Source organism: Paenibacillus sp. ACRRX (genome assembly GCF_022346885.1).
In the GTDB taxonomy this organism is placed as follows: Bacteria; Bacillota; Bacilli; order Paenibacillales; family Paenibacillaceae; genus Paenibacillus_B.
In genome coordinates, this window is the sequence record NZ_JAKRNK010000005.1 from 447,014 (window position 1) to 462,201 (window position 15,188).

Below are 15,188 nucleotides of genomic sequence, written 5' to 3' on the forward strand. Positions count from 1 at the left end.
TGTCTCTATATATTCTTTGACACTCCCATCACAATTCCTTTAATGAAGAAAACACTGCATGCGCGGAGATGCTAGAATCAGAACAACATTTGCGTTGTTCACACCACTTGAAGTACACAAAAAAAAAGCAAGCCCCATATAACAGGAGCTCACTTTTTCACAAATAAAATTAGTTATAAAAATTGTTTATTTCATCAATAGTTGCTTTGAAACGATCATTAGTTTGTACGGCATTTCCATTTCGATCAACCGTACCTTTGGCACCTAAATAGAAGCTAAAATATTTATCATCGTCTTCTAAACGCTTAAATTTATCGGTCGTATCCTGATATCTTTTCTTGTAGCTGGAAGACTCAAAATACTTGCGGTCAATCTCCATTTGAATCCCAACCGTCGTATAACCTAGATGTTTCTTGGCAACTAATTCACCATTGTATCCATAGATCTTATCCGCCTTTACACTGTCATAGATCGGATCTAAATTTTCAGGTGCACTTTCGAAATAATGATGTGGTTGGATGTACACGCGGTCAAAAATTTCCGTCTCATCAACCATATAAGCAATCGTCTCTACAACCCTTGTGTTGTTGTCTCCATAACCGAAATAAGGCGCCCACACCAATGATCTTGCGCCTTTCATCTCAGCACTGTCATTGATGTATTTTGCAATCTTCTCCAGTAGTTTTACTTGCGGCTGGTTTTTAATTTGGGAGTAACGGTAGTCTTTACTACCGAAGTAATAGATTGCTTCATTGGGATAATAGAAACCCGCTACCGTGCCCCAATTTGATCCCAGTTTGTTTTTCATTTCATTCATATAGTCCACATATTTGTCGAATAACCGATCTACCTCAGTGTCACGTATGTTCTTGTCATGTACAGGAAGCGGAAGAACAGCTCGGTAGGAACTATTAGCGTCTGTAATCGTATCAACGGTTTGATCCACGTACTTAATCAATTTACGATCCTCATAGTTGTCTATCGTATTTTGAAAGCCACTGCTAATAATAAATCGTTTGACCGTATCAAATCGAGTGAGATCATTGGTATCATACGGCGCATAATACGTATTATTATCAAAATAACCACTATACAAAAATGCAGCATTTTTAGCGGAAAGAGAACTACTAGCCCGGCTCTCCATTTCCTCACGTTCTTCTTTGGCTGCATGGGCTTCTATGCCACCAAACAAGCCTGAAAACAAACTAAGTGTCAACATCACTGTCAGCATCATGGAAAACCATGTCTTACCTGATCGATTTGAAATTCTTGTATTCATAGCTTCGACTCCTTTGTAAAATAATGATTTGCGATTCACCGATGTCTGTATGGATGAAAGGCATACATTAAGCTTACTAGGATTAGCCCAAGCGTAATACTAGACACGAATGACATCATTCGGTGATATGATGACAGAATCTTACTCTATTCATGCTTTTCCCCTATTGCTTGATACGACTAGGCGTGACACCCCAATATTTGCGGAAAATTTTTGTGAAGTAACTGACGTCTCGATACCCAATCATCGAGGCCGCATCATATACTTTAGCTCCGTCCATCAATGCAGATTTGGCCCGCTCCATCTTTCGCTCCAATACGTATACTGAAAAAGAAACCCCTGTTTCTTGCTTAAATAACCGACTTAAGTAAGAAGAATTGACATAGAATCGGTCAGCAACAGTATGCAGCGTATACTCTTGCTCTAGATCAGAATCCAGCAAGTCCATTATGTCCTGTACCGTTTTGTGAACAGCCTTTTTGCCGTGGCACAACGAATAGGATACAATCTGGTTTACCGAATGCTGCAGTACCTGGTACATTTGTTCAGGAGTAGTCAACAGCTTCAAGTCATGAAGATACTTAAAGTCTGAACCCACTACTTCCTGTACGGACCAGCCGTGCCTGCGTATAAATAAGGTCAGTATCCCTGTAATATACATGAGCTGCTCCATGATCACCTCATAAGATGCCTTTGACGCATGTAAATTCGCCCACATATCGGCTATCGCTTGCATTGCTAACTCCCCATCTGCCGCATTCAAGGCCATCTCAAGGCGCTTATCCGCTTGTTGGGACGCGCTTGCTTCAGCACCTGCATGAATATCTGGTTCAACGTAAGGGATCGCAATGCCTCCTCCATAAAGAATTCGATGCTGCAATGCCTTGGAAGCTTGAACGTATAAGGGGTACAATTCATGAAGGCCCCCAACTTGAGCACTAATCCCCGCGCTGACAGAAACCTGCAGACACTGGGTGATGTGGCTAAGCAGCTTCTCAATCGTGGTATGAACATACAATAACTCTTGGCGCACGTCCTCGTTTCCCTCGATTTTGGCTATTGCGACAATACAATCCTGCTTATCTTTGCACAAGTAATATGTGGTAGCCGGCAGCATCTCTTTAATGAGATACATAAACTGGTCTGAAGACATCCGTTCACCTGGCTCATGTCGCTCCATCAGGTCTATATCCAGAATGATTAACGCATAATGGGCATTTACATCAATATCCAGCTTTAACGATTCCTTAAACACTGCTATCTCTTCTTGAATGTAATGGCCGTATGTCAGGTTCTCATAGAAATGCTGGTTTAATACAGGCAAGAATTGCGTCCATCTCTGCTCCAGCCATACACGGTTGCTTCGTTCTATGAATTCGTTGTGCACGCGATGTGCCGCATCCATCACAGCCTGTAGAATGGACATTTCGCCTGCTGGTTTCAGCAAATATTTAAATACCCCCAACTCAATTGCGGTCTGGGCATAATTAAAGTTGTCATGGCCGCTTAATATAATGAGCTTGATATGAGGATATTGACAACCGACCAGACGCGCCAGGGCAAGTCCATCCATTCCAGGCATCTGGATGTCCATCAACATTATATCTGGCTGCTTTCGCTTGATTTGCAGCAGAGCCTCCTCTCCGTTACGTGCCGTCCCTATCATGTCGATACTGTGCTTGTCCCACGACATGCGGGCTAAATTATCCAATAATCGAATCTCGTCCTCCACAATAAGCAGCTTCATATAACGCGCTCCTGATCAAATGAATATTCGTGGCTAGCTGATATGGACGTCTTGCCTGCAGGATTAAGGGGAAGCATCATCGTCACCTTGGTGCCCATCCCCCACTCGCTAGTACATATAAGCCGTGCCTCTTTGCCATAATACATTTTCATGCGTGAGCATACATTACGAAGTCCGTATAAACCCGTATCGGATGCTTTCAAATAAGATAATGGGCTGACCTCATCCGCAATCTCTTGTAAAGCTTGATGGATATGTTGAAGTCTATCTGCTTGTATGCCACTCCCGTTGTCATGCACGGACAGGATCAGGAGTCCCCCCTGAACATAGCCGGACACGATCAACATCCCTCCGCTTCTCTTTTTCTCGAGTCCATGTATAACGGCATTTTCAACTAAGGGCTGCAGGAGCAGCTTTAATACAGGAATCGACTTGCATGCTTCTTGAACCTCGTACTTCACTTGGAAACTGTCCAAGAATCTCGCCTGCTGTATCCGAATATAATAATTGAGATGCTCTATCGTTTCAGCAACTGTAAACGTATCTTTGCCTTTATGCAGACTTAGTCTGAAAAATTGAGACAAATTCAGCACCATCTCGCTGATTTCCTCTGCCTCGTAATTTTGCGCCGTCCAGTATATGGAATCCAATGTGTTATACAAGAAATGTGGATTAATCTGCGATTGCAGAAATGAAAGCTCCGTTTGTACGATCCGCAGCTGCTGCTCGTAATGATCTTGAATGAGATGCTTTTGATGTGAGGCCATTCGATTATATGCATGCATGAGGTATCCAAACTCATCTTTTCTCCTGGTCCTCAATCGAATATCGTAATGGCCCCCAATAAGACTTTTCATGGCATCCGTTAGCTGCCATAAAGGAGCAGCGATGCGATTGTAGATCCCCCACGAAATAAACAAAGCCAGCAGCAGACTGCTTATAATAATTAAGTACGTATACTGACGCATCGTCTTTGTTTCCTCGTAAATCTCCTCGTAGGGCAGCATCACTTCTAAACTCCATGCATACTGTGGGGAATCAACACTCACTTTCAGCCTCTCCAGCTCTGTGATCGCGTTATCCTTCTGAATCTTATCTGGAGCTGCAGCTATTGTATGGCCCTCTCTATTTCTTAATACAACGCTAGTATGTTGAGACGTTAGCAAAGGCTTAAGAATCGCGGCAAGCTTATTTTTGTGCAGGGTCATTATGATTAGGCTTGGTGCCTCCCCGCTCTGAGACAGATCTAATAATCGTGAAAAGGAAAGGGTATCTGCTGCAATTAATTGGTCAGCTGACCATCTGTTTTCTTTCTTATGTTCAGGCATCAAAACGGTTGTTCGTTGACTAGATTGCGCCACTAGTCTTGCTATCCACGCCTGCTCCGCTGCTTCATCTACGCGCCGTCCACCGAACTTTGTCGAAATAATCGTATTTGTCTCTGCATGGTATATCGTAATTTGGGAGACCACTTGACTTACAGCCGTAATATTGCCAAGCTCTCTAAGAAGTTCGCTATATTTTACAATTGTTAGCGGTGACAATTCCGTCTCTTGAATCGCCATCATGTCTAGTACTTTCGCATTTGTAGCAATCAGATTCGATAACACATCCACATGCTGTACGGTCAGCTCCAAATTGTTCATTACCGACTCGAGCTTGTGCATATTCTGCTCGTTTGCTTGCTTAACAATAATGTGATTGGCCCGATTATTCACGTATAGACTTACCATAACTAGAGGGAGGAGAACGAGAAGGAAATAAGCGGTGAGGCGTACATGTGAGTTCTGAAGAAACTTATCATATGCATAGGCGAACATCTTCATTGCTGAACCCTCTGCGGCACGGTTTTATACCAAGCATTTACCTCTTTTGTAATTTGGCTGCCGCCGTACATCCTCCATCGCCCTACATAAGCATCAAAAGATTCGATTGGCTCCACTCCAACAATGATGTTAATAAAATCATACTGCATTTCATTTAATGCATTCCATTTTTTCTGCATGGTAGGCGTCGAGGGGCCCCAGAACAGATCACGAACAGCATGCTTTTCCACCCTTTGAATATTATCGTAAAGCTGATAATGCTTACCGTAAGAGTCCAGACGCATTTTTTGCAGCTTTGGATCGTGGACATTTACTAACGAAGAATAGATGCCCCTATATAGATGCTTGTCATGCTCTTTAAAATTGGTTATGATCTCACCGTTCTTTCGAGTCCATACTTGATGCTCGAACCCTAATATTAGGGTCTCTCTTCCCTTGCCTGCGATAAAATTCAGCAGCCGAATGACATCAGCCGAATGGTCACTTCCACGTGTAATGACTTGGTAGCCATGAACGAGTCTTGATCCTTCCACCCCCTGTTTACCATTCTTACCGACCGGATAATCCAGTGAAACCCAGCGCGCTTTCGGGTCCTTTTTAATATTATTGGCGATCGCTCCGCGTGTATCATACCAGGCACCAGCGAACAACCCGATTTTACCGTGTTCAATGTTCGCCAACATCGTCTGTCTTGTGTGGAGCGGGAAGTAAGGATCGATCCATTTCTCTTGGTACAGCTCCTTAAAAAAAGACAGTGCTTCTTTCATCTCAGGTAGTGTGTTGGCAAATACAAGTTCGCCATTTCTTTCCGTCCACTGGTTCAGTTGGATGCCAAATGCACCAAACAATGGAGAAGTGTACTGCAAGCCAGCCAACATGGATAACCCGTAAGTATCATGCTTGCCATTGCCATCCGGATCATTAGTCGTAAACGCCTTAATGACCCGCTTATAATCATTAAGCGTTACGGGACGTGGCAGCTTCAACTTGTCCAGCCAATCTTGCCTTACATACATAAGTTCATTTCCATTCACGAGATAACTGCTGGGGATTGCATAAATGTGCCCGTCAAATGTAACCTGGTCCCAAGCCTCTTGCGGGATAACACGCTTTAAATCAGGTCCGTATTTTTCAATCCAATCCTCAAGCGGCATTAACTTATTTTGCTGGACGTAAGTAGATAGCCGAACTTTAGAATAAATACTAAGCATATCCGGAAGATTCGTATCTGATGAAATTAAGGTGTGAAGCGTATCCTCATAACTTGTTACAGGTGGCATATAAACATCGATGTTTAACCCCGTTTGCTCTTCGATATAGGTCAAATAGGGATTATGATTTTCATCCAAACCGTCTGGATAAGTAAAGCTTAGACTATTAATAACAATAGAAACGGGATGCTGACCATGCGAAGTTTTGTTAGAGGGAACTCCCGTAAAGATCGGGGCAAACTTAGGGAAAAATGCAACAAATAAACCGATAAACACAACCAGGTAAATACTGATAAATAGGTAGTTTGTCTCTCTACGAATCCGTACCACCGTAAAGATCACCCTTCCATTTTTGTACAGAATTAATTACAACCGCCTCCTTATGGTTCTTATATGTGCCATCTTGGGTTGAACTTTATGAATCAATTCCTCTATAATCTGATTCCTAAAAAATTAGGATAGGCAGACTTTTGTCCTATCAGACATACTATCAAAGTATAATACATTTTAGTAAGCGCATACAATATTGTTTGACCTTTGTTCAAATCTGCTTTACGTTTGCCCATACAAACTAAAAAAGAGATACTCTGCGTCTTGGCAGGCAGTCTCTTCTTGGCCGTATCTTATAATATTCAACATGCTCATAAAGATTAAGCTTGACCAACCTCTCAATTATCATGAGCTGACGTTTGAAACAACATTTCCCATTCCTGCAGCTGCTCAATAATCCCGCTTAGCTTCTCTCCCCTTTCTGTTAACTCATATTCTACCCGAGGTGGAATCCGGGTTAGGCATAGTGATTTATGATACCGGCCATCTCCTTGAGCGCTACTAGTGAAATGATGATACTATAATACTATGATTTAGGTGATCAAATGATTTATATATGCTCATAACTTTGAAGGGGGATTCCCAATGAAATCCGATTTCGATTTTGTCTTGCTTAAGCAAGAGATTAAAGATGCAGCGGTGCAGGCCTTCAGTGAGATTTACAACAATAACCCGCACAATCCCATCATCAGCTTTGCGCTATACAGCGATGAAGGTGCCATGACAGTGTGTCCGTCCATGAATACGATCCAGCATTTGAATCATGCAGTTAAAGAAGAACCGGACCAGGCACTCTATTACAAGTACGAGCCTGCGGAATGGGCATTTGAAGCACAGGGAGCAGATCAAGCATTTGAAAGCATCTGCACAAAACTAAGGAACTATATTCTAAATGCAGAAGAATCTGATGATGATAATGACGCCAGCTTCGTTTCGTTCAGAGATACTTTATATGATACATGTATCGAAGTGCTAGAAGAATTGGTCCGTGCCAACTTCTTTTCTAATATTTCCAAGAACGACATTATCGTCCTATTCTCAGTTACAGACTATGAGTTTGATCGAAACTCTTCTTTAAAAATGATCAGCCGGCTAAACTCAGCCCCTGTCATAAAAGAGTACACCGCATGGTTGGAGGAATGGTGCGACTAGCACCTTTCCCCTCCTGTGCTGTGATCCACCCGAATGGAGCCATTTTTTAATATGATACTCACCATTACATCTCTCTAGTCGGATTTCGTTTGCTTAACTTTGATGCTCCATGAACGATTAGATAAGAACAGCTGATGTTCGTCCTGTTTTATGAGCTATTAGAGATCATTTTAGCTGCACGATAACTAAGCGTATTCCCGCCTACTTTAAATACAACAATCCCCCCCACAATAACCAGAACTCCAATTAACTTATTAAAAGTAAAAGGAACCTTCTCTAAACCTAGCCAACCAAACGAGTCCCATAACAAAGCAGTTCCTAATTGTGAGGTCATCATAATGGAAACAGCATACGTAGGCCCAAGCCGCTTTATCCCTTGTACCAGACAAGTCACAACGCCAACTCCGATAATGCCGCTGAACCAGTACCATAATTGCATATGGTCCAGTATAAATAGCTGTTGCCCTTCAAAGATAAGTCCCATCGTCATCGAGGCCAGGAACCCCATCCCTAACACCAGCGTTGTCGTTGTCCAAGTGCCCGCTTTTTCATTTACTTTGCTATTAAAAATATTTTGCAAGCCCACTAACGTACCTGCCATACATGCTAATAACAAGCCTATTATCATAAAAAAACCTCTCATCTGCTATGGTGTGATCTCATCAGTTTATCTGATCTACGCCTTACGGACGTACTTCTTAAAAGCAAGCTTATTCATAAATATTATGATTAGCGAGTGCGCTTAATCCTCCTCGATCTTTGACTACGATTGTTCCTTTATGGCGTTCGATCAGACCTTCCTCGCAAAATTTGTGAATTATCCGATTCAGATGCCTGTAACTCGTCCCAATCAAATTAGCCGCATCCTTCAAACTGATAGGACTGATTTGCCCTGTTAATAATGGATCTGATTCATCAAAGGAAACAGACAATAAATAGCTGGCAATCCGAACTTCCACGGGATACATCAAATTAAAGCTTAAAGAATTGGATTTGATACAAAATTTCCGTGTAATGATCTCGAGTAACAGACGAAGCAGCGGTGCGTTGTCTTTTCCATATTTGCTAAGCCACCGCTGGTGAACCACAATAATATGGACTGGAGATACCGCCTCAACCGTATTTACAATGTCAGTTCCTCGTACATATTCAATATCCCCAATCACCTCTAATGGCTTCTTAAAGGAGAGGATAAGTGCTTTTCCTTCCGCTGAAGTCGTGTACACTTTTACTTTCCCTTTTACAAGCATGTATAGGTGTTGAGCTGGATCTCCTTGTGAACAGATCAATTCCCCTTGATGATAGCTGTACAGGGATAAGTTAGGTTCAACCTCTTCATTAAATATGGAATCAATCTGATAAGCCTGCAAGTAATGATGCAGCAGCTCACGATCCTTTATTTCTTTCACACACGACCTCCCCTTTCTCTCATCCGAGCTATTTACCGCTTATCGATTTATAATTTTAGTATGACAACACCAGCGATCATCATCCCGATCCCGATAAACTGTGGCAGTCGCATCTTTTGTTTTACGACACCAAACCATCCAGTACTATCCACAATAAAAGTTAAGCTTAATTGAGCAATCAAGAGCGCTGATATCATTAGGGTAACACCAATCTGATGGATAGCCGTGACATTGCTGAAAATAATAATCGCTGCGAAGGCCCCGCCTGACATATATAACGGCTTCACTTGCTTGAATTGGTGCCAACTTCCATCTCGGACAAACAGCAAGATAAGTAATGCTACCACAAAGCCCGTAAATTGAGTAATTGTTGCCGCTTGCCAAGTACCGATATCTTGGCTAATCCGCGAATTAGCTACTCCCTGCAGTGTAATAAAAGCACCTGCCAACAATCCAAATACAATTCCTTTCATGTTCCTTGCTCCTCCAATTGGATTTATTTCTTATTAAAAGATAAATCCAAGTATTTGGGAAAGGACATATGTCCTGAATTTCGTTTAAGCATACGCATTCATGATAAATTTGTATTGTTCATAAAATTCTACTTATTCTCGCATTACCCAATAGTACGATTATTTCCGTAAAAAAACTCTAGCATCGCTTTAACAGCAATGCTAGAGTTCAGAAGATTAAACTATAGTAGTTGAGCACAGTAAAGCCTGATCTTTGAAAATAATTGAACTATTAGAGCCGATGATTCCCTATTAAGTCGCACCTACCGGAAATGTTCCACATGTTCTTGAAGAAATGCATCCAGCGTACGCGGATCTCTGCCTATTATTTTCTTCACCGCACTTGTGGGCTTTTCCGGCAGCGCCACAGACATCGCTTGAATTTCGACCACATGGTTGGCAAGCCAAGGCGGCAACTGACCCAGTTCGATTAGATCCGTGCGGTGTTTTTCAGGCGAAAGGTTCATGTAACGAATAGGGCGGTCAAGCAGAGCCGTCAATCGGTCCGCAACTTCGGGGTAGCTGAACACCTCCGAACCAGTGAGCGTGTGAATTTGTCCTGCCCACTCTTTTTTTGTTAATACTTGGGCAGCAACGTCGGCAATATCTCGACAATCAATAAAGTTGCAGGCTGCATTCCCCATTGATCCAAAGAACATATTGGCAGCCTTTACTGTAGATGCCTGCCTTAATAAGTTTTGCATAAATGCATAGGGCCGCAGTATCGTATGCGTAATACCTGATTCGTACAAGACCCATTCAATTTCTTGATGCCACCTTGCTACCTCCACCGGTGCGCTGAGATCATACGCCGGGCTTGATATTTTCACAATATGATTGATTCCCATCTCTTTGGCGATACGTATAACTGAAGTCTCCAATTCAATCTGCTTTGGGCTGTTGGACATGGCAAGGAATAACTGACTGCCCCCTGCAAAAGCGCTTCGCATCGATTGTGGATCAGAGGCATCCATAGCAGCTACCTCAATCAAAGACTGATCCAGCTCCTCAGCCAACTTTCCGAGACGGGCTACAAGCTTCTCAGGTTCTCTGCTTAGAGCTCGTACAGGAACTCCGAACTGTGTTAAACGACGTAACAATGCGTTTCCTATTGTCCCTGTTGCACCAACGATAATAATCATTTTTGTTTCTCTCCTTTAGATGATTTTGTGCGGACTGTGGAATGCCATCGCCAAGTTACACTCACACACGCTATCGTAGTAGATAACGGGAAATCAATGCCAACTCGGCTAAACCAGACTATGTAGCTGTTCGGCCACCACAAGTCATGCAGCATGGTTGTTACTTCAGCTGCAACTAACCCAAATCCGGCGCCAAACAATGCAAAAGCTCCAACTGCCACAACATGCGGTGCCTTTACAAGCCACCGTTTATGGATACCTCGGTTTTGCAGCCAAAAGCCAACCATCAAAGCTACGAATGCGGACATCCCCCCAATAGAAGACAATGCTCCTATCTGGAGCCCTTTGTCACCGGTGATCAACCCGCCGATGCCTGCCATAATCGCAGGGGCAGCATAAGCCATAATCACTTCGCGCCATAACACAAACTGCTGAGAGGAGCCTGCTTCCACTCTCCTGTTATTTTCTGAAAAGCTTGGGTAAGACATTCGTAATCTTCTCCTTCCTTGTCCATGATGATTCAGCTTCAATATAATTAGGAACCTAACTATATAGGGGTAAAAAGGAGCTAGATTCACTAGCCCATTTTACACTTACTGATGTGCGGTAATGGAATTATCGCCCTTAATCGGTCAGCGACGAGATCCCATGTGTAACCCTGCCTAACAGATCTAGAAACACACTGCGCTCCTCTACGCTTAGCAAGCCAACCATCGCTTCCATCCTGGCAAAGTGCTCTTGTGCCATGTCTTGCAGCTTCTTCGCTCCCTGCTCTGTCAAAACAACCGAACGTTGACGACCATCAACAGAACTGGCTCGACGGGATACAAGTCCGTCCCGCTCCAAAATATCGATAAGCCCCGTTACAGTAGCCCTTGTAACGCCAAGATGCTCCGCTAATTGCGAAGGCAGCTCCTCCCCTGCGTTATCCTCAAGGTCCGCCAGCAAACGATATCTGCCCGTCGATAAACCAAATTTGGAGAAATGGACTTCTGCCGCATGTCCGAGCTTTGTTCCCGCTGTCATTAGTCTGGCCGCCACAAGTACAGCCTGTGCGTCTACGTCCAAATCGTAACGTTCGATCTGACGCTTTAATTGGACAAGCGAAGGAATTGCTTCATACTCATTTGGAATATTATGTTCACTAGTCATATATATAATATGGTACCTAACTACTTCGTTGTCAACCCTTATTTTCCCTTTACATACGAAAAAAATTAGATTATTCATAATAGATAACCTAAAAAGGGTGCTTCAATGTTAAACTGAAGCACCCTTTTCCAGGAATCAGATTAGCATACAAGCAGCTAGAGTGTCTCAGCCGCCTGTCTTACTAAGCTTAGCAATTGATCCATATCTACTTCATTCCCTTGCCTGATTTTGATCGTTTTTCGCTCTGGAGGCCCCTCAAACAATCCTTCTGGGAGAATGAGCCCCGTTACATTAAAAATGGTAAAGCTCACTGCATCTTTCGACGTCGAGATTACAGCCGCGTATTTCCCATTTTTCAGAAAATGAGGCTTTTTATATTGGATACGTTCCAATGCATCTGGTAATGCTTGATGAACAACATCGCGGAGCCGAACTGCTAACTCCCTTTGCCAAGGTTCTTTAATTGCTGCTATAAAATCGACTACTTCCGGATTCTGGGTCATTGTTCATGCTCCTTTTTAGTTTATGTAATTTTTCCCTATTTCACCTACTAATAAAAAATATCTTTAGTATTGTTGAGGCTCGATTAGACTTTTAGAACAGAGTGATATTGATCTGAAAATAATGACCACACATTTCCTATGTCTATTAGTTGTCACTTTATACTTGCGTATCTGCAACCATAGAACCACAGTACTCGCAAATAGCGGTTGTGTTCGGTAGTGTCAAGCTGTTTTGAGCACCGCAGCTAGAACAGACAATCATTTTCATAGGTTGTGTAGCACTTGCTTCTGTCACGTCTGCCGCTGAACTTACTCGCTGTGCTTTACCATCATCTGAGTCTACACGTTCACCCCTTTCCGATTGAATTGAACTCCCGGTTGCTTCCGTAAACGATTCATTTTGCTGAATGGCGCGACGCGCTTCCGACTTCCTGTCCAGCTTCGCACCTGCCCCGACCAGCAGCGCACCCGGCATAAAAAATAAAATAAAAAACAGAATAAGCAGATCAATCCTGGCATTCTGCTCTGACCAAGTTGAAAATACGGCCAGCAGCACCCCTCCATAAAACAACAGGAGTAATCCTCCGAATACACGCATCAGATTACTAATTCTGAAGATTTTCATTAGCCTTTTCAATTTCGATTCTCCCCCGACTCTATTTTAGTATCATCAGTTGATCGTTGCGGAGCTGAATCGAGTTCGATAACTCCTGAATCATACCGCGCAGTTCATCTGCGGAATAAAGAGTATGCTGATCACGCACAGCTGAGCGCACTCCCTCTTCCAAACGAACGGCTTTTTCCATCAGGTGTGCCTCCTCCAGTACCATAGTTGAATGAGAGATTGGATCACTATATTGGGCTTGCTCATCCAACTTATTAACCAATGCCAATAGTTGATCCCGTTCCGGATGCTCCCAGCGCTCAAGCTCCAATCGTGCCCCATGCACAACCATTTGTAGTTTCTTCATTGAATGCTGACGCTTTCGCTCATCTTTCTCCAGACGGCCAACAAAAGTTTGGATCATGCCTAGCAACAAGGCCAATATAAACGCTACAGCAAAGGTAACCAAATGAATCCAAAAATAAACTTTAGAGGGTACGTCTAGGATCAGCCAAAACAATATAATATGAACTAAGACAGCCACGTTATAGAAAAATAATATCATACCAATAGACAAATAATTCGGGAATGCAGCCTTGAAATCAGGTCCACTGCTTAGCAGCTTGAAGGTGAACGTACAGCTAACCAATTCTGCCGTTACTAGTGAAACTAGTGACAACCACCATGATAAGTCACGAAAATCGACCTTACTGAAGGCCACAAACAACGTAATTGTGACTGATATAAGGGTCAAAAAAATAACCGATGTTATCCATTTGACGCTCGTATTACGTTTCAACACCTCGCATCCTCTCTACGTGAGCTTATGGCCGCACTCCACACAAAATTTTTGCCCCTGCTCCACATCATGACTGCATTGGCTGCACGTCAGTGCTGTCTCTCTTCCACAATGTGGACAGAACTTGACATTGGCAGCAATCACCTCTCCGCAATGTCTGCATGGGGTGGGCATTGGTTGCCCACATTTCGTACAATGCGAGCAATTGGGCTCGTTATCCGCACCACATTTTGAACATGGATTATAAGGATCACCGCAGTTGGGGCAGAACTTTGTATGTCGCGGCATCCAATCGTCGCAAGACTGGCATTTCACCACGTCAGGTAACTCTGATCCGTCTTTTGCTACTAGCGGAGATCCGCAACCCGTACAGAAAGCGGCATCCTGCTCGTTTTTCCGTTGACACTTGGGACACAATTTTTCGTCAGCCATGACCTTAAGCTCACTAGACAGCCGAGACATCGCGCCTCCAATCGTACCACCTACCCCGTATCCCATGCTAAGCCCAATCCCCGCTCCCATCAGATCAGACTGTATACTGCCTTCGTTCTTTGCCGCATGGCTGAGTGTATCAAACGTCCGCTCCTGTTGATAGGTGAACCCGATAATATTCATCTCAGCCCTTTTTGCTAACGCTTCCTGTAATCGCTTCGTAGCTGGATCATCTTCTGGTGTATTGATGGAGTCAACATAGAAGTTAAGCAAGCCAATCCCATACTCTTCAAATATTGGCGCCACTTGCTCTTGGATATGTTTTGAAATATCTGATATGTAAGCGTTAATTTCCAAAATGCTAATCTTTCGATGTACCAAATAGGAAGAAATATGTTCGTGAATGTTCATCATCAAGACACCACGGAAATATTCTGTCAGCATCTCTTGATTAAAAAAGGACAGTGTCCCAACAAGCTTGTTCAGAAATTTACGAGCGTCCATAATCTGAATGCCAAACTGACCAAAAGAGCGCACTTTTACAAACAACTGATACTTTGGATCTTGCAGTTGAAGAGGTGAGCGTGTGCCCCACTTAATATTTAGCGAATGAAGCTTATTAACATACCATACCTCTGCCGTAAACGGTGAATCACCACCAAAGGGTAAATTGACAACGTGATTGAGAATAGGAATGTTAGCTGTATTAAGTGTATGTCTGCCTGCTGTAAACCGATCATGCGCCTGCCCACCCTTATATAGGATTGCTTCCTGCGCTTCATTTACTATCAACTGCGTCCATGTTCCTAGCTCATGGTTTGGATATTTCCATGCGAACACTTCAGGTGATCCGTCATATTTAATTACATCAATAATTGCCATACATGTTATACCTCCGCTGTTCAGGTTGATAAGAAGACAAGTGCCTATCCATGATAACTCCTACAACTATAATCACATGGAACACAAGCATATAGTATCAGCTCTAACACTGTATTCTGAATAATTATATAAGCTCTACTTTAATAGTATAGATGACAGCCCTAGCAAGAACCATCCTAATATTAGTAAAATATATACTCTCTATAAT

At 43.0% G+C, this 15,188-nt stretch carries 16 protein-coding genes; 1 reads left to right on the forward strand and 15 read right to left on the reverse strand.

The features are described from left to right. Nucleotides 1–169: 169 nt before the first annotated feature. From MH117_RS17545 to MH117_RS26860, 5 genes are all read right to left on the reverse strand, one after another. A complete protein-coding gene (locus MH117_RS17545; protein WP_239330642.1) occupies nt 170–1,279 on the reverse strand; it encodes a DUF4855 domain-containing protein in 1,110 nt (369 codons plus the stop codon). Between the two features lie 163 nt (nt 1,280–1,442). Further along, nucleotides 1,443–3,026, reverse strand: coding sequence for a response regulator transcription factor (locus MH117_RS17550; protein ID WP_239330644.1), 1,584 nt, complete (start codon nt 3,024–3,026; stop codon nt 1,443–1,445). After that, complete coding sequence (locus MH117_RS17555) at nt 3,023–4,744, reverse strand: sensor histidine kinase (protein WP_239330646.1); 1,722 nt, start codon at nt 4,742–4,744, stop codon at nt 3,023–3,025. The genes MH117_RS17550 and MH117_RS17555 overlap by 4 nt, the downstream gene beginning before the upstream one ends. A 104-nt stretch (nt 4,745–4,848) precedes the next feature. Then, nucleotides 4,849–6,393, reverse strand: a complete 1,545-nt coding sequence (locus MH117_RS17560; RefSeq protein WP_239330648.1) for an extracellular solute-binding protein — start codon at nt 6,391–6,393, stop codon at nt 4,849–4,851. 338 nt (nt 6,394–6,731) lie between these two features. Beyond that, on the reverse strand, nt 6,732–6,845 hold the full coding sequence (locus tag MH117_RS26860) for a winged helix-turn-helix transcriptional regulator (RefSeq protein WP_481857278.1): 114 nt from the start codon (nt 6,843–6,845) through the stop codon (nt 6,732–6,734). A 133-nt stretch (nt 6,846–6,978) separates the two neighbouring features. Between MH117_RS26860 and MH117_RS17565 the strand changes: the two genes are divergently transcribed. After that, complete coding sequence (locus MH117_RS17565; protein ID WP_239330650.1) at nt 6,979–7,545, forward strand: DUF4303 domain-containing protein; 567 nt, start codon at nt 6,979–6,981, stop codon at nt 7,543–7,545. A gap of 148 nt (nt 7,546–7,693) precedes the next feature. Here the strand turns inward: MH117_RS17565 and MH117_RS17570 are convergent, their stop codons facing one another. The 10 genes from MH117_RS17570 to MH117_RS17615 all read right to left on the reverse strand — a co-directional run bounded on the left by MH117_RS17570 (nt 7,694) and on the right by MH117_RS17615 (nt 14,980). After that, nucleotides 7,694–8,173, reverse strand: a complete 480-nt coding sequence (locus MH117_RS17570) for a DMT family transporter (RefSeq protein ID WP_239330652.1) — start codon at nt 8,171–8,173, stop codon at nt 7,694–7,696. 82 nt (nt 8,174–8,255) lie between these two features. Next, nucleotides 8,256–8,954: a Crp/Fnr family transcriptional regulator gene (locus MH117_RS17575; RefSeq protein WP_239330655.1), complete on the reverse strand. Its 699-nt coding sequence runs from the start codon at nt 8,952–8,954 to the stop codon at nt 8,256–8,258. A 47-nt stretch (nt 8,955–9,001) separates the two neighbouring features. Beyond that, entirely contained in the window at nt 9,002–9,427 is a 426-nt protein-coding gene (locus tag MH117_RS17580; protein WP_239330658.1) for a DMT family transporter, read from the reverse strand. 302 nt (nt 9,428–9,729) lie between these two features. Further along, entirely contained in the window at nt 9,730–10,608 is an 879-nt protein-coding gene (locus MH117_RS17585) for an NmrA family NAD(P)-binding protein (protein ID WP_239330661.1), read from the reverse strand. Beyond that, entirely contained in the window at nt 10,605–11,096 is a 492-nt protein-coding gene (locus tag MH117_RS17590; protein ID WP_239330663.1) for a hypothetical protein, read from the reverse strand. The genes MH117_RS17585 and MH117_RS17590 overlap by 4 nt, the downstream gene beginning before the upstream one ends. Nucleotides 11,097–11,232: 136 nt before the next feature. Beyond that, entirely contained in the window at nt 11,233–11,760 is a 528-nt protein-coding gene (locus tag MH117_RS17595; RefSeq protein WP_239330664.1) for a MarR family winged helix-turn-helix transcriptional regulator, read from the reverse strand. Nucleotides 11,761–11,915: 155 nt separating this feature from the next. Further along, entirely contained in the window at nt 11,916–12,263 is a 348-nt protein-coding gene (locus tag MH117_RS17600) for a DUF1801 domain-containing protein (protein ID WP_239330665.1), read from the reverse strand. Between the two features lie 157 nt (nt 12,264–12,420). Further along, on the reverse strand, nt 12,421–12,888 hold the full coding sequence (locus MH117_RS17605; protein WP_239330666.1) for a hypothetical protein: 468 nt from the start codon (nt 12,886–12,888) through the stop codon (nt 12,421–12,423). 31 nt (nt 12,889–12,919) lie between these two features. Beyond that, nucleotides 12,920–13,666: a hypothetical protein gene (locus MH117_RS17610; RefSeq protein ID WP_239330668.1), complete on the reverse strand. Its 747-nt coding sequence runs from the start codon at nt 13,664–13,666 to the stop codon at nt 12,920–12,922. 15 nt (nt 13,667–13,681) lie between these two features. Continuing rightward, nucleotides 13,682–14,980, reverse strand: coding sequence for an SPFH domain-containing protein (locus MH117_RS17615; RefSeq protein ID WP_239330669.1), 1,299 nt, complete (start codon nt 14,978–14,980; stop codon nt 13,682–13,684). Nucleotides 14,981–15,188: the final 208 nt, after the last annotated feature.